At 58.1% G+C, this 23072-nt stretch carries 23 protein-coding genes; 10 read left to right on the plus strand and 13 right to left on the minus strand.

Features of this window, described 5'->3' with window-relative positions:
* Nucleotides 1-94 precede the first annotated feature (94 nt).
* The 5 genes from AC2FI8_RS05180 to AC2FI8_RS05200 are packed head-to-tail and all read left to right on the plus strand — an operon-like array spanning nucleotide 95 to nucleotide 3697.
* Entirely contained in the window at nucleotides 95-844 is a 750-nt protein-coding gene (locus AC2FI8_RS05180; protein WP_496777797.1) for an alpha/beta fold hydrolase, read from the plus strand.
* Nucleotides 841-1836 (plus strand): alpha/beta hydrolase, encoded by a 996-nt coding sequence (locus AC2FI8_RS05185; protein WP_496777600.1) that lies wholly within the window; start codon nucleotides 841-843, stop codon nucleotides 1834-1836. Before AC2FI8_RS05180 ends, AC2FI8_RS05185 begins: the two co-directional genes overlap by 4 nt.
* Entirely contained in the window at nucleotides 1836-2264 is a 429-nt protein-coding gene (locus AC2FI8_RS05190) for a VOC family protein (RefSeq protein WP_496777798.1), read from the plus strand. The genes AC2FI8_RS05185 and AC2FI8_RS05190 overlap by 1 nt, the downstream gene beginning before the upstream one ends.
* Before the next feature lie 17 nt (nucleotides 2265-2281).
* The gene (locus AC2FI8_RS05195) at nucleotides 2282-2920 is read left to right on the plus strand and encodes a hypothetical protein (RefSeq protein ID WP_496777800.1); all 639 of its coding nucleotides are present in this window, start codon (nucleotides 2282-2284) and stop codon (nucleotides 2918-2920) included.
* Nucleotides 2921-2980: 60 nt separating this feature from the next.
* The gene (locus AC2FI8_RS05200) at nucleotides 2981-3697 is read left to right on the plus strand and encodes an alpha/beta fold hydrolase (protein ID WP_496777602.1); all 717 of its coding nucleotides are present in this window, start codon (nucleotides 2981-2983) and stop codon (nucleotides 3695-3697) included.
* Here the strand turns inward: AC2FI8_RS05200 and AC2FI8_RS05205 are convergent.
* Complete coding sequence (locus AC2FI8_RS05205; RefSeq protein ID WP_496741113.1) at nucleotides 3688-4272, minus strand: DUF6151 family protein; 585 nt, start codon at nucleotides 4270-4272, stop codon at nucleotides 3688-3690. The genes AC2FI8_RS05200 and AC2FI8_RS05205 overlap by 10 nt on opposite strands.
* 5 nt (nucleotides 4273-4277) lie before the next feature.
* Complete coding sequence (gene phaZ, locus AC2FI8_RS05210; RefSeq protein WP_496723867.1) at nucleotides 4278-5549, minus strand: polyhydroxyalkanoate depolymerase; 1272 nt, start codon at nucleotides 5547-5549, stop codon at nucleotides 4278-4280.
* A 110-nt stretch (nucleotides 5550-5659) separates the two neighbouring features.
* Here phaZ and AC2FI8_RS05215 point away from each other — a divergent pair, with 110 nt between their 5' ends.
* The 4 genes from AC2FI8_RS05215 (at nucleotide 5660) to AC2FI8_RS05230 (ending at nucleotide 9501) form a co-directional block, all read left to right on the plus strand.
* On the plus strand, nucleotides 5660-7462 hold the full coding sequence (locus AC2FI8_RS05215) for a PHA/PHB synthase family protein (protein ID WP_496777604.1): 1803 nt from the start codon (nucleotides 5660-5662) through the stop codon (nucleotides 7460-7462).
* A gap of 132 nt (nucleotides 7463-7594) precedes the next feature.
* Nucleotides 7595-8041 (plus strand): phasin family protein, encoded by a 447-nt coding sequence (locus AC2FI8_RS05220; protein WP_058274073.1) that lies wholly within the window; start codon nucleotides 7595-7597, stop codon nucleotides 8039-8041.
* A 135-nt stretch (nucleotides 8042-8176) separates the two neighbouring features.
* On the plus strand, nucleotides 8177-8731 hold the full coding sequence (gene phaR / locus AC2FI8_RS05225; protein ID WP_058274099.1) for a polyhydroxyalkanoate synthesis repressor PhaR: 555 nt from the start codon (nucleotides 8177-8179) through the stop codon (nucleotides 8729-8731).
* Nucleotides 8732-8742: 11 nt separating this feature from the next.
* Entirely contained in the window at nucleotides 8743-9501 is a 759-nt protein-coding gene (locus AC2FI8_RS05230) for a trypsin-like serine peptidase (protein ID WP_496777606.1), read from the plus strand.
* Between the two features lie 6 nt (nucleotides 9502-9507).
* On the opposite strand, the gene AC2FI8_RS05235 is transcribed toward AC2FI8_RS05230, so the two are convergent.
* The 7 genes from AC2FI8_RS05235 to AC2FI8_RS05265 form a co-directional block, all read right to left on the minus strand.
* On the minus strand, nucleotides 9508-10722 hold the full coding sequence (locus tag AC2FI8_RS05235; RefSeq protein ID WP_496777609.1) for a DegT/DnrJ/EryC1/StrS family aminotransferase: 1215 nt from the start codon (nucleotides 10720-10722) through the stop codon (nucleotides 9508-9510).
* A gap of 113 nt (nucleotides 10723-10835) precedes the next feature.
* Nucleotides 10836-12140: an NAD(P)/FAD-dependent oxidoreductase gene (locus AC2FI8_RS05240; RefSeq protein WP_496777612.1), complete on the minus strand. Its 1305-nt coding sequence runs from the start codon at nucleotides 12138-12140 to the stop codon at nucleotides 10836-10838.
* An 8-nt stretch (nucleotides 12141-12148) separates the two neighbouring features.
* Complete coding sequence (locus tag AC2FI8_RS05245) at nucleotides 12149-13507, minus strand: glutamine synthetase family protein (protein WP_496777614.1); 1359 nt, start codon at nucleotides 13505-13507, stop codon at nucleotides 12149-12151.
* Nucleotides 13507-14187 carry a type 1 glutamine amidotransferase gene (locus AC2FI8_RS05250; protein WP_496777616.1) on the minus strand — a complete coding sequence of 227 codons (681 nt, stop codon included), beginning with the start codon at nucleotides 14185-14187 and terminating at the stop codon, nucleotides 13507-13509. Before AC2FI8_RS05250 ends, AC2FI8_RS05245 begins: the two co-directional genes overlap by 1 nt.
* A 59-nt stretch (nucleotides 14188-14246) precedes the next feature.
* Nucleotides 14247-15566 carry a glutamine synthetase family protein gene (locus AC2FI8_RS05255; RefSeq protein ID WP_496777618.1) on the minus strand — a complete coding sequence of 440 codons (1320 nt, stop codon included), beginning with the start codon at nucleotides 15564-15566 and terminating at the stop codon, nucleotides 14247-14249.
* Between the two features lie 129 nt (nucleotides 15567-15695).
* On the minus strand, nucleotides 15696-17882 hold the full coding sequence (locus AC2FI8_RS05260; protein WP_496777620.1) for a xanthine dehydrogenase family protein molybdopterin-binding subunit: 2187 nt from the start codon (nucleotides 17880-17882) through the stop codon (nucleotides 15696-15698).
* Nucleotides 17883-17885: 3 nt separating this feature from the next.
* Entirely contained in the window at nucleotides 17886-18350 is a 465-nt protein-coding gene (locus AC2FI8_RS05265; RefSeq protein WP_496777622.1) for a (2Fe-2S)-binding protein, read from the minus strand.
* A 140-nt stretch (nucleotides 18351-18490) separates the two neighbouring features.
* On the opposite strand from AC2FI8_RS05265, the gene AC2FI8_RS05270 reads away from it, so the two are divergent.
* A complete protein-coding gene (locus AC2FI8_RS05270) occupies nucleotides 18491-19093 on the plus strand; it encodes a TetR/AcrR family transcriptional regulator (protein ID WP_496737727.1) in 603 nt (200 codons plus the stop codon).
* Nucleotides 19094-19155: 62 nt separating this feature from the next.
* On the opposite strand, the gene AC2FI8_RS05275 is transcribed toward AC2FI8_RS05270, so the two are convergent.
* The 4 genes from AC2FI8_RS05275 to AC2FI8_RS05290 are packed head-to-tail and all read right to left on the minus strand — an operon-like array spanning nucleotide 19156 to nucleotide 22939.
* Entirely contained in the window at nucleotides 19156-19932 is a 777-nt protein-coding gene (locus tag AC2FI8_RS05275; protein ID WP_496766906.1) for a heme ABC transporter ATP-binding protein, read from the minus strand.
* 3 nt (nucleotides 19933-19935) lie between these two features.
* A complete protein-coding gene (locus tag AC2FI8_RS05280; RefSeq protein ID WP_496766907.1) occupies nucleotides 19936-21012 on the minus strand; it encodes a FecCD family ABC transporter permease in 1077 nt (358 codons plus the stop codon).
* Nucleotides 21009-21884, minus strand: coding sequence for a heme/hemin ABC transporter substrate-binding protein (locus AC2FI8_RS05285; protein WP_496777624.1), 876 nt, complete (start codon nucleotides 21882-21884; stop codon nucleotides 21009-21011). Before AC2FI8_RS05285 ends, AC2FI8_RS05280 begins: the two co-directional genes overlap by 4 nt.
* Entirely contained in the window at nucleotides 21884-22939 is a 1056-nt protein-coding gene (locus AC2FI8_RS05290) for a hemin-degrading factor (protein WP_496777626.1), read from the minus strand. The genes AC2FI8_RS05285 and AC2FI8_RS05290 overlap by 1 nt, the downstream gene beginning before the upstream one ends.
* Nucleotides 22940-23072 lie beyond the last annotated feature (133 nt).

Raw genomic sequence — 23072 nt, forward strand, 5'->3', positions numbered from 1 at the left:
CCGCGCTGTGGTTGACGCGGCGGGAGGTTCGAATTCGGGAATTGCAGCCACCGGGCAGCCGTGCATGATGAACCCCAAAAGGAAAGAGGGCGACATGGCAGCGACGGATTTTCTGGAAACGGCGCAAGGGCGGCGGCTGGCTTATCACAAAAGCGATGGGGCAGGGCCGACGGTTGTGTTTTTGGGCGGGCTGAAGTCTGACATGGAGGGCACCAAGGCGGTGCATCTTGAGGCTTGGGCCAAGGCGCGCGGTCAGGCATTCCTGCGGTTTGATTATTCTGGTCACGGTGAAAGTTCGGACAAGTTTGAGGACGGCTGTATCGGGGACTGGCACGATGACACTCTGGCCGCCGTGACTGAGCTGACAGTTGGGCCTTTGATTATTGTTGGGTCGTCAATGGGCGGCTGGCAGGCGCTTTTACTGGCCAAAGCGATACCGGACCGGATTGCCGGTATGGTCACAATTGCCGCGGCCCCGGATTTTACCGAGGACGGGTATTGGGCATCGTTTTCTGACACGCAAAAACAGGTGTTGGAGACCGAAGGGTATGTCGAACTGCCCTCGGACTATATGGAGCCCTACATCATCACGAAGCGTATGATCGAAGATGGAAGACAACGGCTGGTTTTGCGGGATGGAATGAACCTTCCTTTTCCGGTTCGTTTTCTGCAGGGGACTGCAGATACGGCGGTTTCCAGTGCAACCGCAATGCGTCTATTGGACCACGCCACGGGACCTGACATGCGTCTGCTGTTGGTCAAGGACGCTGACCACAGATTCTCGGACGGGCCATGCCTTGAGATCATCGAAAACGCCGTGCTTGAAGTGATGGGCGTGCAATGATCCGGGCATTCGGCAAAATTATAGGTCGTTTTCTTCTAGTGCTGGTTGCGGCTGGCGCTTTGATCTATTGGTTCGGCCCCCGCGAAGAGGTGAACCTGAATCCGACATTTGAACCCCGCAAGTTTGGCGAAGGGGTGCAGGTCTATTTCGAAAGCGTCGAGTCCACTTTCGATGACATTACTCCGGGTGTTGAGAAACGGGTTATCTGGCGAGACGGGTTCAAAGAACAGCGCACGCCGGTTTCCATCCTGTATGTGCACGGGTTTTCCGCCTCGTCCGAAGAAATTCGCCCGGTCCCCGATATGGTCGCAGAGGCTTTGGGGGCCAATCTGGTCTACACCCGCTTGCAGGGCCACGGGCGCGGTGGGGATGCAATGGCCGAAGGCACCGCCTCGGGCTGGATGCAGGATATGGCCGAAGGGTTGGCTGCCGCTCGGGCGGTGGGCGATCAGGTTGTCGTGATTTCGACCTCGACCGGCGGAACGCTGGCTGCGGCTACGGCATTGGACGACGCGCTTATAGAAAACGTAGCCGGTTTGGTCTTTGTCTCTCCGAATTTCGGAGTGAACACGCCCGGTGCCTGGATACCCGGCCTTCCATGGGCGCGCAGCTGGCTGCCATTGATCATGGGGGAAGAACGGGACGTCTCTGGCCCGGACCCGGAAAAGAACAAGTACTGGTCGTCGGTTTATCCGTGGGAGGCAGTTGTGCCTATGACCGCCTTGGTTGAGACTGTTTATGCATTGGACTTCTCGCAGGCGCGTGTCCCAGCGCTGTTCTGGTTCTCTGACGATGATCAGGTTGTGCGTCCGGACTTGACCCACAAGGTGGCCGATGCCTGGGGCGGGCCTGCAAGTGTTCAGACGGTAACGATGGGGCCGGGTGATGACCCGTCATCCCATGTGATCGCCGGACGCTTGATGTCTCCGGGGCAGACGGATGCCGCGGTCGCTGGTATTCTGGCATGGCTGAAAGAGCAGGGGATCGAATGATGGAACAGCGCGTCAGCTTAATAACGGTTGGGGTCGAGGACCCGGAAGCCGCGGCCGTGTTCTATGAAAAGATTGGCTGGAAACGTGTCGACAGCCCGGATGGTGTGATTGCCTTTGATCTGATCGGGCAGACGCTGGGGCTGTATCCTCTGCCGGCATTGGCCGATGAGATTGGTGTTGACGTGGGCACCTTGGGCCGTGGGGCGCTGACGCTTAGCTATAACTGCCGGTCAAAGGAAGATGTCGCGCAGGTTTTAAGCAAGGTTCAGGCCGCTGGCGCCGAGGTTCTTAAACCGGCCTCGGATGTGTTCTGGGGCGGGCATCACGGTTACTTCCGCGCGCCCGAGGGGACGATATGGGAGGTCGCTTTCAACCCGTTCTCACCTCTGGCCCCTGATGGGGCGTTTCGTTGGAACGGGTACGGGTAATGCGCAAGCCGGGCAGCATGTGGAGCCTTGAAACTCTTGGCCGCGTGCGCCTGTCCCGGCACTTTTTCATGCGGGATTTCCTGTATTCAGAGATTGGAAATTTCCATGAAAAACAGAACCTTCCCGACAACCCTGATCTTGCCATCGAAACTGGTCGGGCCTTTTGCCAGACGTTGCTCGACCCGTTAGAGGAAACGTTCGGACGTGTTGCCGTGCGCTCGGGCTACCGGTCGCCGTCTCTAAACCAATTTGGCAATGAAAACCGGCTGAACTGTGCCCGAAATGATAATCCGCTGGAGTGCCATATCTGGGATTGGGGCACCGGCGATTATCGGGTTGCTGGGGCGTCGATTGTCATTCCGTGGTTCGCGGATCGTTATGCGGAAGGCCGGGATTGGCGCGATCTTGCGTGGTGGATGCACGACCATCTGGAGTATTCCGAGATTTGGTTCTTTCCAAAACTTTGTGCCTTCAATCTGGTGTGGCGACCAATTCCCCTCAAGCGTATCGACAGCTACATCGCCCCGCGCGGCTGCCTGTTGCGTGCGGGCGAAAATCCGGGCGAAGACCTGAAGACTCGTCAAAGGCGCTACGCGGATTTTCCCACGTTTCGCGGTATTGCCTATCCGGGAAGTTTGACTTGCTCAGACTTATAAAACCTCTCATCTTGTTAAAAAACAAAGCCGCTCAAGAGGCTGAGACGAAGGAGGCCGCGATTGATCGAGCCGTTGGTTCTATTGCCCGGATTGATGTGCGATTCTAGGGTGTTCGCCCCTCAGATCGCCCACTTTTCTCGTCAACGCGCGGTCACGGTTGCACCAGTTTCGTTGGGCGAGCGGATTGAAGAGATCGCATCGGGCCTTTTGGATCAACTGCCCCATCGTTTCGCGCTGGCCGGGTTGAACATGGGCGGCGCCGTGGCCTTGGAACTTGTTCGCCGTGCACCCGACCGAATCTCGCGCCTGTGTCTGATGGCGACGGATGCGCAGGCCGACACGCCCCAGATCGCAGCAACGCGAGAAGAGCATATGGTCGGCGCGAAGGCCGGACGGCTTGAAGAGGTGATGCGAAAAATCATTGGGTCAGGCACACTGGCCCCAGGGCCAAGACGCGTTCCTATCCTAAATGACGTGATAACAATGGCTCTGGACCAGGGGCCGGATGTCTTTGACCGGCAGATGCGCGCTTTGCAGCGGCGCGCTGATCAGCAAGGGGCGCTGAGGACGATCAAGTGCCCCACGCTGGTGCTGTGTGGGGCGCGTGACCTGCTGTCACCTGTGCGCAAACACGCCTTTATGGCGGAATTGATCCCGGATGCCGAACTGAAAGTGGTTGAGGACGCGGGACATTTGCCAACCCTCGAGACCCCTCAGGTCGTCAATGAAGCGCTTGAGAACTGGTTAAGCACACCTGCGCGAACCACCTACGGATAAAGGGCTGCGCGTTCGGATTTGCTGAGGATCACAGGCTCGGCAACCGGGTCAAAAGTGCCTGGGTCGAAGAAGGGTGTGTTCTTCCAACTGCCTGACACCCGCGATTTCGCGACACGGGTCACTAGCCCATATACGGCTGACCCAATCTTTTCATGGGTCTGTTTGCCGTGTCCTGTGGGGATAAACCCGCGCGTGGTGATCGGCCCCAACCCACTTGGGTCGGGGATACGTTTGACGATAAAACCCGCGAATGGGAACTTCGGCGTTGTTGGTGTGGTCGCCAGTGGCGCATTGCAGCAACTGGCATACCAGCGCATCATCCCTTTGGGGCTTAGTTGCATCAGCGCGAGATGCTCTGCGCCACCGTCGAAATGGATCTCTTCCGGAAGCATCTGCAGGATTTCAACAGGACCGGGGGCAGGATCGGGTTGCCCAAAGTACAATTGCGCCGCGCGGCAATCGTGACAGTAGCACACGACATGTGTGCCGTGTTTCACGCCTGCGGCGCTGATCCGTCCATGTAGGGAACCGCAAGAGCAGGAAAACGGGGTATCTTTCACCGTCTTCCTGCTCATCGTTTTCAGGCCACTTTGTTTTTGTTTGCCGCGCGACGCTGTGGTTTGCGCGTGTTGGCGTTCATGAAGTCGATCACAAGCGGCCGGATATTGTCGCGCCAGCTGCGCCCCGCGAAGATGCCGTAATGGCCGGCGCCGGGTTCGACATGACTTGCCTTTTTGTTGGCCGGCAAGCCGGTGCACAACTCAAGAGCGGCGATACACTGACCTGGGGCCGAGATGTCATCGTTTGCGCCTTCGACCGATTTGACCGCAACATCAGTGATTTTGCCGATATCGACTTTGTGCCCCGCAACAATGAACTCGTTGCGCGCGATTTCGCGGTTTTTGAAAACGCGCTCGACTGTGGACAGGTAAAACTCGGCTGGCATATCCATAACGGCCAGATATTCATCGTAGAACCTGTTATGGGCATCGTGATCCGATGCTTCACCCCGCATCACGCGCTGGATCTGATCTGTAAATGCCTTGGAGTGGCGGTCTGCATTCATTGACATGAAAGAGGCAAGCTGCAGTAGTCCGGGATAGACCATGCGCCCAACGCCTTTATATTTGAAGCCCACGCGTTGGATCATGGTTTCTTCCAACTGTCCCATGGTGACGCGGCGGCCGAAATCTGTCACGTCGGTCGGAGTGGCGTCAGGGTCAACCGGCCCACCGATCAGGGTCAGTGTGCTTGGCTGGGCTTTGGGTTCAACCTCGGCCAGATATGCGGTCGCGGCCAGGGTCAGCGGAGCGGGTTGGCAAACGGCGACGACATGTGTGTCCGGGCCCAGTTCCTTCATAAAATCGACAAGGTAGAGCGTGTAATCCTCGACATCGAACTTGCCTTCGGAAACGGGAATATCACGCGCATTATGCCAATCAGTTACGTAAACCTCGCAATTGACCAGCAGGCTCTTGACTGTCGAGCGCAACAAAGTCGCGTAGTGCCCCGACATAGGTGCAACCAACAGTACCTTACGGGGTTGTTCTTCCCGTCCGTTGACGCGAATATGGATCAGGTCGCCAAATGGGCGCTCCATTACGGGAACAATATCAACAAGGTGGTCTTTGCCATCCTCACACGTGAACGTTCGAATACCCCAGTCCGGCTTTGCGATCATGCGCTGAAACGTGCGCTCGGTCACCTCGCCCCATGCAGCCATCATGCTGAACGCAGGATTGGGTATCATGGAAAACAGTGGGTAAGACGCCATAGCACTGGCAGTTGCCCCCATCCATTGGTTCGTGTTGCGCATGGTTTCCATAAGGTCGTAGGTCATCATGTAGCGCATTTAGGGGGCCTCCTGGCTGCCGGTGTGAGTGTCGGACCATTCGTCGCTTTGCTCCCCAAGCCCACGACGATTATTCTGCATAGCAGCGAGGTTAAGGGGGAATTGTTAAAATGACAACAAGTGAACACCGGACGCCGGAGCTATCCCCGGAACACCTTGAGAGGCTTAAAGAAAATATGGACAAGGTGGAGGAGCTTTCGAAGCGACTTGTTGATGCGATGTCGGGAAAGAAGGGACATAACCCTGCTTTGGACGGTCCGAATCAAGAGCTTTATGCAAAGGCAGCATCGGCGTATTGGGCTGAAGCGATGCAAAATCCCGCGCGGCTTATGGAGCAGCAGATCGAGTTCTGGGGTCAGTCTGTTATGAACTTTGCCGAGGCGCAGCAGGCGCTGGTGGGCAGCGAGGCAGAAGAGGCCGCATCCGGCCCCCGGGACAAGCGGTTTTCCAACCCCTTGTGGGAGACCAACCCGTATTTCAAATTCATCCGTCAGCAGTATCAGACAAATGCCGATGCCATCGCGCAAGCAGTGGCTTCGGTCGAGGATCTGGATGTGCAGGACAAGCAGCGGCTGGCGTTCTTCTCGCAGCAGATCATCGACATGATGTCTCCGACGAACTTTCTGGCGACCAACCCGGATGCGCTGGAAAAGGCGGTTGAGACGGAAGGCCAGTCACTGATCCAGGGGCTGGAAAACCTCGTGGCCGATCTCGAGGCTAATGACGGTGAGATGGTGGTGAAGCTGGCCGATGACAGCGCCTTTGAGGTTGGCGGCAATATCGCGACAACGCCCGGCGATGTGATCTATCGCAACCGGCTGATGGAGCTGATCCAGTACAAACCGGCGACCGAGACGGTGCACGAAACACCGCTGGTGCTGTTCCCGCCCTGGATCAACAAGTTCTACATTCTGGACCTCAAGGCGCAGAACAGCCTGATCAAATGGGTGACCGAGCAGGGCTATACCCTGTTTGTGGTCAGCTGGGTGAACGCCAATGAATCCCACGCCGATATTGGCATGGAGGATTATATCCAGGAGGGATTCCTGACCGCGATCGAAGAGGTCAAATCGATCTGCAAGGTCAAACAGGTCAACGCTGTCGGTTACTGCATCGCGGGCACCACGCTCAGCCTGACGCTGTCGCTGCTCAAGCAACGCGGCGACAAGTCGATTAAGTCGGCCACGTTCTTCACGGCCCTGACCGACTTTGGAGACCAGGGAGAGTTCACGCCCTTCCTGCAGAACGACTTTGTGGACGGGATCGAGGATCAGATCTCGGAGGACGGTGTACTAAAAGCGTGGATCATCGGGCGCACGATGTCATTTCTGCGCTCCAAGGACCTGATTTATGGGCCTGCGATCCGCAGCTATATGATGGGCGAAACGCCGCCCGCGTTTGATCTGCTGTTCTGGAACGGGGACGGGGCCAATCTGCCGGGCCGCATGGCGGTGCAGTACTTGCGCGGCCTGTGTCAGCGCAATGACTTCGTCACCGACGGGTTCGAGTTGCTGGGGCATAAGCTGCACGTGCACGACGTAGACGTGCCTCTGATGGCGATCACCTGCGAGACCGATCACATCGCGGCGTGGAAGGCGTGTTATCGCGGTGTGCAGCAGATGGGGTCGCGGTCGAAGACTTTCATCGTCTCGGAGTCGGGGCATATTGCGGGCATCGTGAACCCGCCCAGCAAAAAGAAATACGGTCACTATACCAACACCGACCTGAAGGCAGACCCCGAAACCTGGCTAAAAGAGGCCACGTATCACGAAGGGTCCTGGTGGCCCCAGTGGGAGGCTTGGTTGAAGAAGCGGTCAGGCAAACAGGTGCCAGCGCGCACGCCCGGCGATTCGGGCCACCCCAGCTTGGCGCCGGCGCCGGGGACCTATGTACGGGTCAAGGCAAGCGGTTGATTTTAAATTATTTCGTGGAAAAATTCTGCAATGCAGCAAGAAAAATCTTGCAATGCTGCATTGCGGCATCCATATTGTCCTCAAGCTGATGAAAACCGGGGTGGGCCCGGTTCGGCAAAAGGATTTAGGACAATGGCAAAGACGCAAGATTTCACCGCGACCCTGAAAGACGTTATGGGCGCGTTCCCCGTTGACACCACCGCTCTGGAAGGAGCTTTCAAATCGACCGCGACGCTGAACGAAAAGCTGTCGGGTGTTGCACTGGAAGCGGCTGAAAAGTCGGCTGAGATCTCGAACAAATGGACCAAGGACACCCTGGCCAAGCTGACCGAGATGTCGAAAGCCAAGGCAGAGCCTGCAGACTACGCCAAAGCGGCCACCGACTTCGCCAGCGCATCGGCTGAAGTTGCAGCTGAAAACATGGCAGCCTTCGCAGAGATCGCGAAAAAAGTTCAGTCCGAAACCGTTGAGCTGCTGATGGCAGCTGGCAAAGACGTAGCCGAAGACACAACCGCGGCTGTCAAAAAAGCCACCAACGACGTGACCGCAGCTGCCAAGAAAGCAACTGCTGCCAAGTAAGCAAACGCCGCGAGGCGCACCCACTCCTCCCAATCGGTGCTATCGCGCAGGGCAGGTCGAAAGACCTGCCCTTTCTTTTTGTGCTGCGCTCGCATAATCTCTGCTGCAATGCATCATCCTTGGGGAGGGTAAACGGTGTCGGAACAAGAAAAACCACTGTTGATCAAACGTTACGCCAGCCGTCGGCTGTATAACACCGAGACCAGTGACTACGTCACGCTTGAAGACATCGCGTCGTTTATTCGGGACGGGCGCGAAGTACAGATCATTGACCTTAAATCTGGTGATGATCTGACGCGGCAATATCTGCTGCAAATCATTGCTGAACACGAAAGCCGCGGCGAAAATGTGCTGCCGGTCAATGTGCTGAACGATCTTGTGCGCAGCTACATGCTGCCGGGTGGCGGTGTGATGCCGCAATTCCTGCAAAGCTCATTCGAGATGCTGCGGGAAAACCAGAGCAAGATGATGGAAAACATGAGTGCGATGAATCCGATGTCTCAGATGCCGGGGTTCGATGCAATGCAGGCGCAGCAGCAAGCATTCCTGAAAGCCATGACTGGTGGTCTGTCCGGCGGATGGTCCGGCCCGGACAAAGACGATGACGCCAAATCCGAGCCCAAGGAAGATTTGGACGACATCAAAAAACAGTTGGCGGAACTGCAGCAAAAGCTGTCCAAGCTTAACTGACGCGGCCAAAGATGCGCTGGTTGATCCTGAGTATCACGATACTTTGGACGCTACCCGCGCTGGCGCAAGGCGTTTTCTCGGACCAGTGGACCCAAGTTTGTACATTGGGGACACGGGCCGAAGCCGGATGTGACGCGATTCGTGCACGCGAAATTCTTGCGGCCGATCAGCCCCCGTGGCGCGCGATTGGACGTGTTAATTTTTCCAGTCGGGATCAGAAGTCTCACTGCACCGGTGTTCTTGTTTCGGACAATCTTGTCCTGACCGCCGCGCATTGCCTGTACAACACACCGCGTCAGCGGTGGATTCTACCCTCAAGCGTCCGTTTTGCCGCCGGTTATCAGCGCGGAGAAGCCGCTGCGGTTTCAGGCGTGAAAGGGTATCGGCTCCATCCCGAACAGGGCGTTGAAGGCCTGTTTGATGACAGAGCAGACCTGGATTGGGCGGTTCTCGAACTCAGTGCGCCGATTGGGCAGCAGGTCGGCTATCTGCCGCTGGGGGATGATAGCCCCGCGGGCACGTTTGTTGCGGGGTATCCCGGTATCCGGCCCCATGTGCTGAGCAAAACAAAGACTTGCCAGCCGCGCCGCCACTCAAGCGGAGTTCTGCTGGCGACATGTCCGGTCATGATGGGGGATTCCGGCGCGCCTTTGTTGGTCGAGATGGACACTGGTTTGCAGGTTGTCGGAATCCTATCCCGCGTGGCTGCAACCCCCAAGGGGATCACAGCACTGTTTCTGCCGGTCGATCTTTTTGACCTTGGACCTTAGTCGTCGTCAGGTTCCGTACACCGGAACCGGTCCCGTAACCTCGCCCACAGACGCCAGCAGGATATCCGAAATCACGTCCAGCTCTTCGCGCGTCAGGCGCACGGGCAGTCGGACGTCGCAGGCTTTCATAAGCATTGCACGAGTTTGCGGTAGCTCGAACTTTTCCGGCAGGAATTGCCAGTTCCAGAACGCGCGTGCGTTGTCCTGGCTCAGGCCAAAGACCTGAACTTTGACGCCACGCGCCTCAGTCGCCGCAGCGAAGGCGCGGATATCGTTGTCGTCCATGTCCACTAGGTTGAACTGTATGGAATCCGGTGCCCGGCGTTCAGGCGCCAGAGGGGCAGGGACGTCGATATGGGGCGATGTATTCAGCCGGTCTGCAACATAGTCGTGGTTGGACAGGCCATCACGCACACGACGCGCAAGTTCCGGGATTTGTGGCCGGATCACCGCAGCGCTCAGATTGCTCATCCGCAAGTTATAGAGCGGCAATTGGTTCTGCCAGCGGGCGAACGCCTGCTCCAACTCGGGCGAGTTGTCGCCTTGCGGCCCTTTGTGTTTCTTCCAGTTATGTTCATACGCGCCCGACATGATCACGGCTTGCGCCACCAGATCGGCGTCGTCGGTGATCAGAATACCGCCTTCGCCCGCGTTAATCATCTTGTAGGACTGGAATGAGAAACAGCCGATCTTGCCGATCGTGCCAATATTGCCCCCGTGCCAGGTTGTGCCTAGCGAGTGCGCCGCGTCCTCGATCACAGGGATGTCGCGTGCGTCACACAGCGCCATGATGGCATCCATGTCCGAGGTGTGGCCACGCATATGGCTGATGATCACGGCCTGAACGCCGTCCAGTTTGGCTTCGAAATCCGCCATGTCGATGCGATAATTCTCACCCACTTCGCACAGGACCGGGATGCAGTCCGCATGAACGACCGAGGACGGAACGGCGGCAAAAGTGAAGCCAGGAATCAAAACCCGCGCATCCCGCGGCAGACCGAGCGTCTTGAGCGACAAGAACAGAGCGGCCGAGCAGGAGGATACAGCCAGGGCAAATTTACTGCCCAGCAGCTTGGCAAACTCGGCCTCAAGCAAGGCAACCGGCGCGTCCTGCGGCGCGGTATAGCGAAACAGATCGCCTGACTGCATTAAGGCGTCGATGGCTTCTTTTGCTGCTGGGGGGATGGGTTCGGCGGCATGAACGTTTGGCGGAAGCGTCATATTTGATTTTCCCAAATTCTATCTTTGGGAAAGATAAAGCTAAACAAAATGCAATCCAAGCCTTCATTCGCCCCTAAGGCGAAATTTCACCGATCTGTCAAAATTCCTAAAGGTTAGAAACCCAACCGGTCCCGCAGCGCGAACCATGTCATCGCCAGCACCAATAGCGGGCTGCGCAGGGCGGGGCCTCCTGGAAAGGGAAGGGCGGGGACGCGGGCCATTGTGTCAAACCCTTCGGCTTGCCCCTGGATGGCCAGCGCCATCAGTTGACCCGCATGCGTGGCCGTGCCGACCCCGTGCCCGGAATAACCCGAGGCGGACAGGATATTGGGCGCGATCCGCGTCAGATACGGCATCCGACGCATTGTGATGGCCAGAGTGCCGCCCCAAGCGTAGTCGATCTTTACATCCCTCAAGTGCGGGAAAATCTCGGTCATCGGTTTGCGCACTGTTGCCGTGATGTCACTGGGAAAACGGTAGCCGTAGCTTTCGCCGCCGCCGAACAGCAGGCGGCCATCGGCGCTAAGGCGGAAGTAATTCACCACGAACTTGGTGTCGGCGACAGCCACGTCTTTTGTCAGAACGCGGGCGGCATCCGCGCCCAAAGGCTCGGTCGCGGCGATGAAGTTGTTGATGGGCATGACCTTGGTGGCCACCTTGCGGTTCAGATCGCCGAGATATCCGTTGCAGGCCAGAATGACGTGGTCTGCCGTCACATTGCCCTGCGCGGATTTCACAACGGCTGGGGTGGTTTCTTCGACGCCAAGAACCTCGGTGCTTTCATAGATGCGTACGCCTGCTTTTGCCGCTGCCTGAGCCAGCCCCAACGCAAAATTCAGCGGATGCAGATGCGCCGCGCCCATATCCAGATAGCCGCCCCGATAAGAGGGCGAAGGACACAATGCCTGACCTGCGCCTTCGTCCAGAACCTCCATCTGGTCATAACCATAGCGGTCGGACAGATGTGCCGCGTGATCGTGAAGCTCTTGCTGTTCACCATTGCTGAGGCCCAGAACGGCTACGCCGGGTTTCAGATCACAGTCGATCTGGTGCTTCGCGATCAGGGACTTGACCAGATCTTTTGCGTCTTCGGCTAGGTCCCACAGCTTGGCGGCGTCATCATCGCCGACCAGCCGCTCGAGGTCTTCCTGATCCATCCGCTGTGCGCTGCCCAATTGCCCGCCATTGCGGCCCGAGGCCCCAAAGCCAACGCGGTGCGCCTCAAGCAGAACAACATCGAACCCTGCTTCGGCCAGATGCAATGCGGCGGACAGGCCGGTATACCCGCCGCCGACAATGCAAACATCAGCCTTCACATCGCCGGACAGCGCGGGGAAGCGATCCACCGGATTGGCCGTCGCAGCGTACCAGCTGGCCGGATACTCGGCCTTGCGGTCATTGGAATAAAGCAGGTTCATCGGGTGCCTCAGACATTCATCAGCAGATGTTCGCGCTCCCACGGAGAGATGACCTGCAGGAATTCCTCGTATTCGGCCCGTTTGACGATGCCATAGACGCGGGCGAACTCAGGGCCCAGAACTTCGTGCAAGGCAGTGGCCTCATCAAACAGGTCCAATGCGTTGCCCATAACCTGCGGGATATCACCTTCGCCCTCATAGGCGTCACCATAGAATTGGCGGCGCGGGCGCTCTTGCTGGGTCAGGCCCAGATAACCACAGGCCAGAGACAACGCGATGCCCAGATAGGGGTTGCAATCCATGCCGGCGATCCGGTTTTCCACGCGGCGCGCCTCGGGGCCGGACAGGGGAACGCGAATGCCGGTGGTACGGTTGTCGCGCGCCCATTCCAGATTGATCGGCGCGGCGTGGTCTTTCACATAACGGCGGTAGGAATTCACGTATGGGGCCATCACGGCCAGGCCAGCTGGCAGGTGGTTCTGCAGCCCGGCGATGAAGTTGTAGAACGCGTCCGTTTCACCGCCCTGAGGACCGGAAAAGATGTTCTGGCCTGTTTCCATGTCGATAATCGAGTGGTGGATGTGCATGGCCGAGCCCGGCTCATCCTCGATCGGTTTCGCCATGAAGGTAGCAAAGCAGTTGTGGCGCAGCGCGGCCTCGCGGATCAGACGTTTGAAGTAGAACACTTCGTCAGCCAGCTTGACCGGGTCGCCATGGCGCAGGTTAATCTCTAGCTGACCCGCGCCGCCTTCCTGCGTGATGCCGTCAATTTCGAACCCTTGATGTTCAGCAAAATCATAGATGTCGTCGATCACAGGTCCGAACTCGTCCACCGCGGTCATCGAATAGGCCTGCCGCGCGGCTGCCGGGCGACCGGAACGGCCCATCATCGGTTTGATGCCCTGTGCCGGGTCGACATTGGGGGCGACCAGAAAGAACTCCATTTCCGGTGCTACGACCGGTTTCCATCCCTTGTCGTGATACAGCTGCACGACGCGTTTCAGAACATTTCGCGGGCTGAAAGGGATCGGGTTGTCGTCCCGGTCATAGGCGTCGTGAATAACTTGCAATGTCCAGTCACCCGTCCACGGCGCGGCAGATACGGTCGAGAAATCAGGTTTCAGGATCATGTCCCGTTCGATGAACCCGTCCTCACCGGCTGCTTCGCCCCAATCGCCGGTGATGGTTTGATAAAAGATGCTGTCGGGCAGGTGGAAATAAGTCTGCCGCGCGAACTTGCTGGCAGGTACGGCCTTGCCGCGCGCAATGCCCGGCAAGTCCGAAATGATGCATTCGACCTCATCCAGCCGGTGGCCGGAAATATAGGTTCTTGCTGCTTCTGGCAGCTGGTCTGTCCAGTCGGCCATCAGGCCCTCTCTTTCTTCAGAAATTCTGCCATGTGCCGTCCGATGGTCGAGTTGTCGTCGGGGCCGGGCAGCCGGTTAGCGGCAGCTTCCATCAACGGGTCGGGAACAACACCCTTGCCGCGCGTTTCCATCAGGCCCTGGATAAAGGCATCGCCGTATTCCGGGTGGGCCTGCACGGTCCAGATGTTGTCGCCATAACTTACCATCGCATTGCGGCAAAAGTCGTTGGTGCCGATCACACGCGCGCCTTCGGGCAGCTCAACCACCTGATCCTGATGCCAGGCATTCAGGGTGACGGATTGGCCTTCCAAGTCATATTCGGTGCGCCCCACGGCCCAGCCGCCGTTGAACTTTTCGACTTTGCCGCCAAGCGCCTGCGCGATGATCTGGTGGCCAAAGCACACACCGATCAGCGGACGACCGCTGCGTTGAATGGCGCGGATCAGATCCTCAAGCGGTGGTATCCACGCATGATCTTCATACGCGCCATGGCGCGAGCCGGTGATGATCCAGCCATCAGCCTGAAACGCGTCCTTGGGGAATTGGCCGTCTACAACGGCGAAGGTTTCGTAGGTAAAACCATTGCCGTCCAACAGCGCGGCAAACATCGCGTCATATTCGCTGAATTTGTCCTGCAGTTCATCAGGTGGATGGCCGGTCAGTAGGATGCCGATTTTCATGGGTCACCAAATTTGATCAAATTTATTCTAGCCCAGCGGATGCGGGCGGGCAAGGGGGCTCATACGGCTTCGACATAACTCAGCCAATGGTTTTCGGATGGACGCTCGGCGAACCGCTTGATTTCCTGTCGCTTGGTCATGGCGAAATAGCGGATCAGGTCGGCCGGAAAGATGCGCGCGACATTGGGGTCTGTTTCGAATGCTGCAATGGCTTGGGTCCAGTCGGCAGCCAATTGCGGCAGCCCGTCGATCTCATAGGCATTGCCCGAAATCGGGGCAGGCGGTTCCGACTGATCTTCGATGCCGTTCATAGCGGCCCCCAGAACAGCGGCCAACATCAGATAGGGGTTGATGTCCCCACCGGCGACGCGGTGTTCGATCCGCCGCGCAGCTGATGCACCACCGGGAATGCGCACAGCGGCAGTGCGGTTTTCATAGGCCCAGCACGCACCGGTCGGGGCGTGCGCGCCCGGGACCAGGCGCGTGTATGAATTCCCGTGCGGCGCAAAGACAAGCGTACATCCGGGCATCGCGGTCAGGCATCCCGCCACGGCCCAACGCAGTAGATCGGTGCCTTCGGGGCCGCCATTATCGAAAACGTTTCGGCCGTGTTGGTCCACGACCGAGAAATGGACATGCATCCCGTTACCAGCGTCATCGGCGTAGGGTTTCGCCATGAAGGTTGCGGTGAACCCGTGTTTGCGGGCAAGGCCACGCGCCAAGGCCTTGAAAAGCCATGTATCATCGGCACAGCGCATGGCGTTTTGGTGATTCAGGTTGATTTCGAACTGGCCGATACCGCTTTCCGAGATGGCGGTTTGCGCGGGAATATCCATCGCAGCGCACCCGTCATAAAGGTCGGTGAAGAACGCATCGAAGGCATCCATTTCGGCCATCGACAGGACTGCTTCATCCTCCAGTCGTCGCTGGGTCACAGGATTGACCGGCGGCTGCGGGTGCGCACCCGAGGCGTCGAGCAAGGTGAACTCCAGCTCTGTCGCCGCAATGACCGACCAACCGCGCTGTGCATAGCGATCAAGAACAGAGGCAAGTGCATGCCTGGGGTCGCCAGCAAACGGGGTGCCATCGTCGTCATACAGGCACATGGGGACAAGAGCGGTTTCCGTTTCCAGCCAAGGCACAGGCACAGGACCGCGCTCGGTCGGAAGCAAGACACCATCTGCGTCACCGGATTCGAATACCAGCGGGCTGCCGTCGATATCCGCGCCCCACAGGTCGACATTCAACGCTGAAAACGGCATGCGCAGCGTGCCTTTGTCCAGCTTGTCGGCGTAAGAGGGCGGCACACGCTTGCCTCGCATCTGACCATTCAGGTCACATGCGGCAACGCGAAAACTGTGCAGGGCGCTCAGATCCATCACTGACTCCATTACTTGGCTACCCGAGGTGTAATAGAGGAGTGACCTGTTGTCACGAAATTTGATCAAATTTTCTTTGGCTGAGAAAAACCCCGCGCACGTCCAGTGGGACAGGCGCGGGGTTGGCCGTCAGACGAAGCTGACGCCGTTTTCCACCATCGGCAGAGTGGTGACTTTCACGCCGGATAGCGCCCGGATCGCATTGGCCAGCGCGGGGGCCGAAGGCGGTGTGCCGGGTTCTCCAACACCAGTGGGGGCTTCGGCGGAAGGCACGATATGAACGTCAATCTCGGCAATATCGCCGATGCGCAGCGGTTCATAATCAGGGAAGTTGTACTGATCCACCGCGCCTTGGGTCAGCGTGATCTGATCACGCATGACGTGGCCGATACCATATCCGATACCGCCTTCCATCTGCGCGCGCACCACGTCGGGGTTCACAGCAATCCCGCAATCCACGGCGCATGTGACCTTCTCGATCTTGATGCCGTTTTCCGGATCACCGGACAGCTCAACAACCTGTGCGGCATAGGACCCAAAGGACTTATGCACCGCGATACCTTGTGCGCGACCCGCAGAAGCATTGCCCCAACCGGCCTTCTCAACAGCCAGCTTCAGAACTTCTGCTTTGCGTTGCTGATCCGCGTTGTTGGTGTCCGACAGATGGGACAGACGGAACTCTACCGGGTCACGACCTGCGGCCTCGGCAACGGTATCCATCATCGTCTCCATGACATATCCGGTGTGCGTGTGCCCCACCGAGCGCCACCATAGAACCGTTGTTGCCTTGGGGGTGTCGGTTAGGCCCAACGCCATTCCGGGGATGTCATACGGGCTGTCTGCAATGCCCTCGACAGAGCTGTGATCGACGCCGTCATGTACCGCGACGGCCTCAAACGGTGTGCCCTTGATGACCGACTGACCGGCGACCTGATGCTGCCAGCCGACGATTTTGCCATCGGCGTCCAGGCCAACGCGCACCCTGTGGCCGAAGGCGGGGCGGTAGTAACCGCTGCGGATATCATCTTCGCGGGTCCACACCAGTTTGACCGGGCGCGAGCGGTCGGTGACCACAAAGGCCAGCGCAGCCTCAACCTGATAATCCGCATCTGGCGTCGCCCGTCGTCCAAAGGATCCACCGGCCAGCATTGTCTTGATGTGAATCTTTTCTGGTGGCAGTTGGAAGATCTGCTGATAGGCCATATGCGGGCCGGTCGGCATCTGTGCACCATCGTGCAGGACAATGTCACCTTCGGCAGTTTGCTCGATGGTGCAGTTCAACGGTTCCATCGGGGCATGTGCCAGCAGCGGGAAATAGAAGGTCTTTTCAACAACCTTGTCCGCGCCATCAATGGCCGCCGACACCGCTGCGACATCCGCTTTGTTCACGTTATACGTCGCTTCGGCGTCCAGAGCGGCCATGATTTCGGCCTTGATCTGGTCCGAGTCGCGGGTCTCAGATCCGGACATGTCCCAGTCTACCTCAAGCGCGTCGCGCGCCTGAATGGCGGCCCAGGTGTTTTCGGCATAAACCGCGACGCCTGCCTGATTTGGAAGAACCGCCGCGCTGATAAATCCTTTGACCTCTTTTGACGCGCTGTCGTCAAATCCGTTGGCAATACCGCCTTTCGATTCAGGGCGCTTGATCATGGCGACCATCTGGTTCGGCAGATGGACGTCCATCGCGTACATTGCCTGACCGTTGCCCTTGATGGCCGAATCCTTGCGGCGCACCGTTTCGTTTCCGATCAGACGGAACTCTGACGGGTCTTTCAGGCGCGGCTCGGCCGGGGCCTCCAGTTGAGAGGCCGCGGCCATGAATTCAGCGATTGGGGCCGATTTGTCGCCTGCCTTGACGATACCTTCCTCAATGGTGATGCCGGATGCGTCCAGGCCCCAGCTTTGCGCGGCGGCATTGATCAGCATCTCACGCGCCGCCGCACCTGCCTGACGGTATTGCATCCACGAATTCGCCATTGCGGTTGATCCGCCAGTGCCCTGGAAGGGACCGAACAGCAGGTTGTTATAGACCTGCGGGTTGGATGGCGCGAATTCGTATTCGATCTGGTCCATGGTCAGGCCGATTTCCTCTGCGATCAGCGTCGGCAGCCCGGTTGCCGGACCTTGGCCCTTTTCAAAGTGTTTTACGATGGCTGTAACAGTGCCGTCGGCATCGATCTTCACGAATGGGTTGAATTGAGCGGCCTCTGACGAAGCAGCCGCCAGCGCCCCATCAGGGTGAGCGCCAACCAGCAGTACGGCACCGGCAGCAGCGGCACCTTTCAGAAATCCACGGCGGGAGGTGTTGATGGTCATGGATCAAGCCTCCAGAATTTCAGATGCGCGCTGGATGCCGGCGCGAATGCGTTGATAGGTGGCGCAACGGCAGGCGTTGCCATGCATGTAATCGTCAATCTCTTCGACGCTGGGTTTGGGGTTTTCGGACAATAGTCCAACCGCCGACATCACCTGACCCGACTGGCAATAGCCGCACTGGACCACGTCCAGCTCGACCCAAGCTTGTTGAATGGCCGCGCCGATTTTTTCGTCTCCAACCGCCTCGATTGTAGTGATCTCGGCATCTTCGACATCTTCGATATAAGTCTGGCACGAGCGCACAGGCTCGCCGTTCAGGTGCACGGTGCACGCTCCGCAAGATGCGACACCGCAGCCGAATTTGGTTCCGGTCAGCTTAAGCTCGTCCCGGATCACCCATAGCAGGGGCGTGCCGGGTTCGGCGTCGACCGAGTGGGTTTCGCCGTTCAGTTTTAATGTCAGTGCCATGAGGGGGCTCTCCGTGTTGGGCTGGTTACCTGAGTCGGTAAACTGGCGGGTTTACACTAGGCCAGAAATCCGCGCGTGTAAACTGGAGAGTTTACGTAGTGTTTGACCTTGATCTGTCAATGGGTCTATAGCTTTAAAATATGAACGAATGCACAGCGCCGAATGCGTCCAAACATGCCCAGATCATCGAAGCGGCCGTAGCGGAATTCCAAGAAAAGGGGTTCGCCGCTGCCAGCATGGATCGCATTTCTGCGCAGGCCGAAGTGTCCAAGCGCACGCTGTACAAGTACTTTGAAAGCAAGGAAAACCTGTTTAGATCCATCGTGTTGGAACTGTCTAACCGGTTCGCGGCCGTTCGGGACATCCGCTATGAAAAAGGGCGCGACATTCGTAAACAGCTGACCGATCTGGCCTGGGCCGAGGGGCGCATTCTGATGCTGCCCGAAGTGATGGCGATGGCGCGGATGGTGATCAGCGAAACCCTGCGCAACCCTGATCTTGCTGCCGCTGCGCAAGGCAAACTGGACAAAACAGCGATCTTTATCGAGATGCTGAGGGATGCAGCCGAAGACGGGCAGTTGCGGATCGAAAACCCCGAACAGGCGGGACAGGAATTCATCGGCCTGATTAAGTCCAGAGCTTTCTGGCCCATGGTTTTCACTGGTAATGTTCTGAATGAAGCCGAGATGACCGCGACCATAGAAAGCAGCGTCGCCATGATCCTCAGTCGCTATGGCGTCTAGGTTCAATGCAACGACGGGGCGCGCATCTAAGTCTGAAGAAAATGCCCGCCACAGTATTGTTCTTAAGCCGTCATGGCCTGCGGTAGAATGAACGGAACTTGAGCCTTAGGAAGGGTGCTGACCGGCAAGTCGATACCATAAACCTGCTGCATAGTCTGGTCGTTCAGGATCGCAGTTGGTGTGCCTGAGCCCCAAACAGATCCTTCCGATATGACGTACACATAGTCGGCAAACAGCGCCGTCAGGTTCAGGTCGTGCATAACCACAACAACGCCGCCGCCTTGTGTGGCGAAGTTTCTTGCGACGCCCAGCACAGTGAACTGATGCGCAATGTCCAGGCTTGCAACGGGTTCGTCCAGCAACAGCCATCTGGGTTGATCGTGGTATGTCGCGTCCCAGACTTGGGTCAGAACGCGGGCAAGCTGAACCCGTTGCTGCTCACCCCCCGAAAGGTTCTGATAAGACCGGTGCTCAAACCCAGCGAGGTCGACATAGGCCAGGGCCTGCGCTGGCAGACTGTCATCCGCCGCTGCTAGCCCGTTTGCTAGGCCCAGCCGGACGATCTCGAGCACGGTGAAGGGAAATGCAACGGTTGACGATTGCGGGAGAACCCCGCGCATTGCAGCCAATTGCCAAGGCTTCAGCTCGGACATGCTGTGCCCGTTCAGAGAAATCGCTCCATAAGATTCAAGTTCGCCTGATAAGGCTTTGAGTAACGTAGATTTTCCCGAGCCATTCGGGCCGATGATGGCTGTAACTTTTCCGGGTTCTGCGTCAAAGTCCACGCCGTGGAGAATCTCCTTACGGCCGAGTTTGACGTGTATGTTTTCGCCCTTCATCACTTACATTCCCATTGTTCCGTGACGCCGCAGCAGAATCCACAGGAAGACCGGTGCGCCTAAGATTGCAGTTACGATGCCAATCGGCAGTTCGGCCGGTGCCACGATCAGGCGACTGATCATGTCTGCACACAGCAGTAAGCTAGCCCCTAACAGGGCCGAGTTCATCAACAGGCGGTGGTGGTCCGGTCCGGTCGCCAACCGCAGCAGATGCGGCACAACGATACCGATGAAGCTAATGCCTCCGGAGACTGCGACGGCGGCTCCGGTCGCGCCGGCCACGGCCAGAATGGCGATGTTTTTGCTGCGCTGAACCGGGATTCCCATGTGGTGCGCCACGGCTTCGCCCATCGCCATGCCGTTCAGCGCACGGGCAAGGAACTGGGCCGTGAACACGGAAATCAAGATGATCGGAGCGGCCGTGGCTGCTTTGGTCCATGTTGCGCCGGCCAGCGAGCCCATGCCCCAGAACGTCAGGTCGCGCAGCTGTTGGTCATCGGCCATGTAGACCAGAACCCCGGACACAGCGCCCGACAGCGCACCCAACGCGATCCCTGCCAACAGCATGGTTGCAACCGATGTTTGCCCGCCTCGTGTTGAAACGCGATAGAGCAGCAAGACGGACGTCCACCCGCCCAGAAATGCCGCCACGGCGACCAAGCTATTACCGACCCAGGCCAGAATGGAGGCGGGCAGGTACGCACCGAGGATGATCGCGGAAATCGCGCCCAGACCGGCACCTGCGCTGACGCCCACAATTCCGGGGTCAGCCAAAGGGTTGCGAAACAGGCCCTGCATCACCACGCCGGAAACCGCCAAAGCGGCGCCGACAAGAACTCCCATCGCCAGCCGGGGCAGTCGGATATCCCACAGGACGATCCGGTCGAGGTCCGACATGTCCCGCCCTGCAATCAGGTCCGTGAATGCTGCGCGAACGGATGCGTCCGACGCGCCGACCGAGATGCTGCAGATGCTGGTGAAGACCAACAGCGCCATAAGGGCCAGAGTGACTCGGCGCGCCGTCACCCGCCGGTCGCGCCCGGCCACGTTCAGGCCATCGTGATCCATTGCAAGGGTCATGAGCCGCTTTTTCTCTGCAATTCCGCCGACAGATCAGCAATCGCCTCGGCCGTTCGGGGGCCAAAGCCCAGCAGATAGGCCCCCTGCATGCGGATTAGACGTTTTTTCTGTCCAGCGGGCGTTAGCTTGATGGCTGGCATGGCAAACAGGTCTTCATTGGCGGTGATGTGGTTACCTTGTCGATCCATCATCAGAATCACGTCCGGCGCGGTTGTGGCGATCGCTTCGGGTGTCATGGGTTTAAAACCCGATACGTTCCCAGCCGCGTTCACGCCGCCAGCCAGACGGATGATACTGTCCGCCTGTGTGTCCGCGCCGCCAACCATGATGCGATTATCCCGAGCCGACAGGATAAACAGAACCCGGAGTGTGCCGCCCACCGAAGCATCAACTGCATTCGAATGGGCCCCGTCAATCTTGGCACCGGTCTGAGTGGCAAGTTCTTCGGCGGCCTCTTCGACACCCAGCGCGGCCCCAACAGCCCGAATTTTGTCGACCACGCCGTCGCGTGAATAGTCTTCACTTATCGAGACAAAGGGCACACCGGCCTCTCTGAGAACCTCGACAGCTTCCGGTGGGCCGGACCCTTCCAGTGCCACGATCAGATTGGGTTTCACCGATAAGACCCCTTCGGGGGACAGCGCACGTATATAGCCGACATCGGGCAGGTCCAGCACATCAACCGGGTAGGTCGAGGTCCGGTCCCGCCCAACAAGGCGGTCCTGCTGACCTAGGGCATAAACGATCTCTGTCACGGAACTGCCGATGGCGATGATGCGGTTGGGTTCTGGCTCATCTGCTGCGAAGGCCGCTGTTCCGATCAGCGCGCCGGCTAGCGCGACGACCGATGAAAACCTGCAAAGGGGGCTCATCACGCCACCTCAGTTTCTTTTTTGGATTGCAGGCCTGCCACCAGTTGGTCCCAGGCCGGGCGGTGATCGTTTTCGCCTGAACGGCGACCAAATATCTGCAGAATAAGACCACCTTCGGCATCGAACGCCTCAACTGAAACGGCGGGTCCGCGTTGGGTGGGTTTGGTCACGGCCCAAACCTCGGCAATATGGTCTGAGCGCAGGTGCAAGTTGAAGCGCGGATCAAGCACGTTGAACCACGGACCCATCTGGTTAAGCGTCTCAACCGACCCACCGTGAATTTCGATGCACCCACGGTTGCCGACGAAGACCATGATCTCAAGCCCTTGGTCCCGGACCTGTTCGAACATCTGGGAAACCGTTGCCGGTTCAAGCGCGCGAACCAGCGGTTCACCAGCGACGCGGTAGGCGCCCAATCGGTTCATCTTCAGCTTTGAGGTCAGACGCAGGAACTGGTGTGTATCCGTCATCTTGCCCCATTCCGATCGCAGAAGTTCGACCTTGTCGGTGTTCACCTTGGCGACCTCGGTTGGCTTTCGCGGCTCGACACTCAGCGCCTGGGACTGGTCATCCGCCTTCAATTTGCTAACAAGCTCGTCCCAGTGGTTCAGGTCAGAGCTATCGCGCAGAAAGATTTTGTGCACGGCATCTCCGGCTGCATCAAAGACCTGCAGCGATCGTTTCGTCCCATTCTCTGTCTCACGCTCGACCGCGAAAGCATGCACCCAATGGCTGGGGAACATGCGCAGGTCGATATCATCGGTCAGAACCATCGAAGCATGCGCGCCAGAGTGGTAATTGTCATATTGCCCGACCTTTTCAATGACGCAGGAGAGGTTGCGCGTCAGCGCCATGACCTCACCCAGCCCGTTGAGCATCGGGAAGATATCATCAAGGCTTGCCGAAAGCCGCGTTACGTCGATACCCGCAAACGCCGCAACGAGTTGACCTTCGGTTATTCCAAGTGATTCCGCTAAGTCGCGGTCACGTTTTCCGGTGTTTTCAACATAGGCTGCACGAATTTGATCCGGGGCCAGAAGCACCTGTTCCGTCATGGGTTTTTCCATCTTCGATTGTCATGGGTGTCGGGCTGGCACGGCCACCGTTGAACGCGGTGTACTGCTGGCGGCGGTCGTAAGGACGACCAGGAATTTATGTTGACTGTTTTAGTCAACTTTATTAACGAGC

It is taken from the genome of Ruegeria sp. CDSB029 (genome assembly GCF_059611125.1).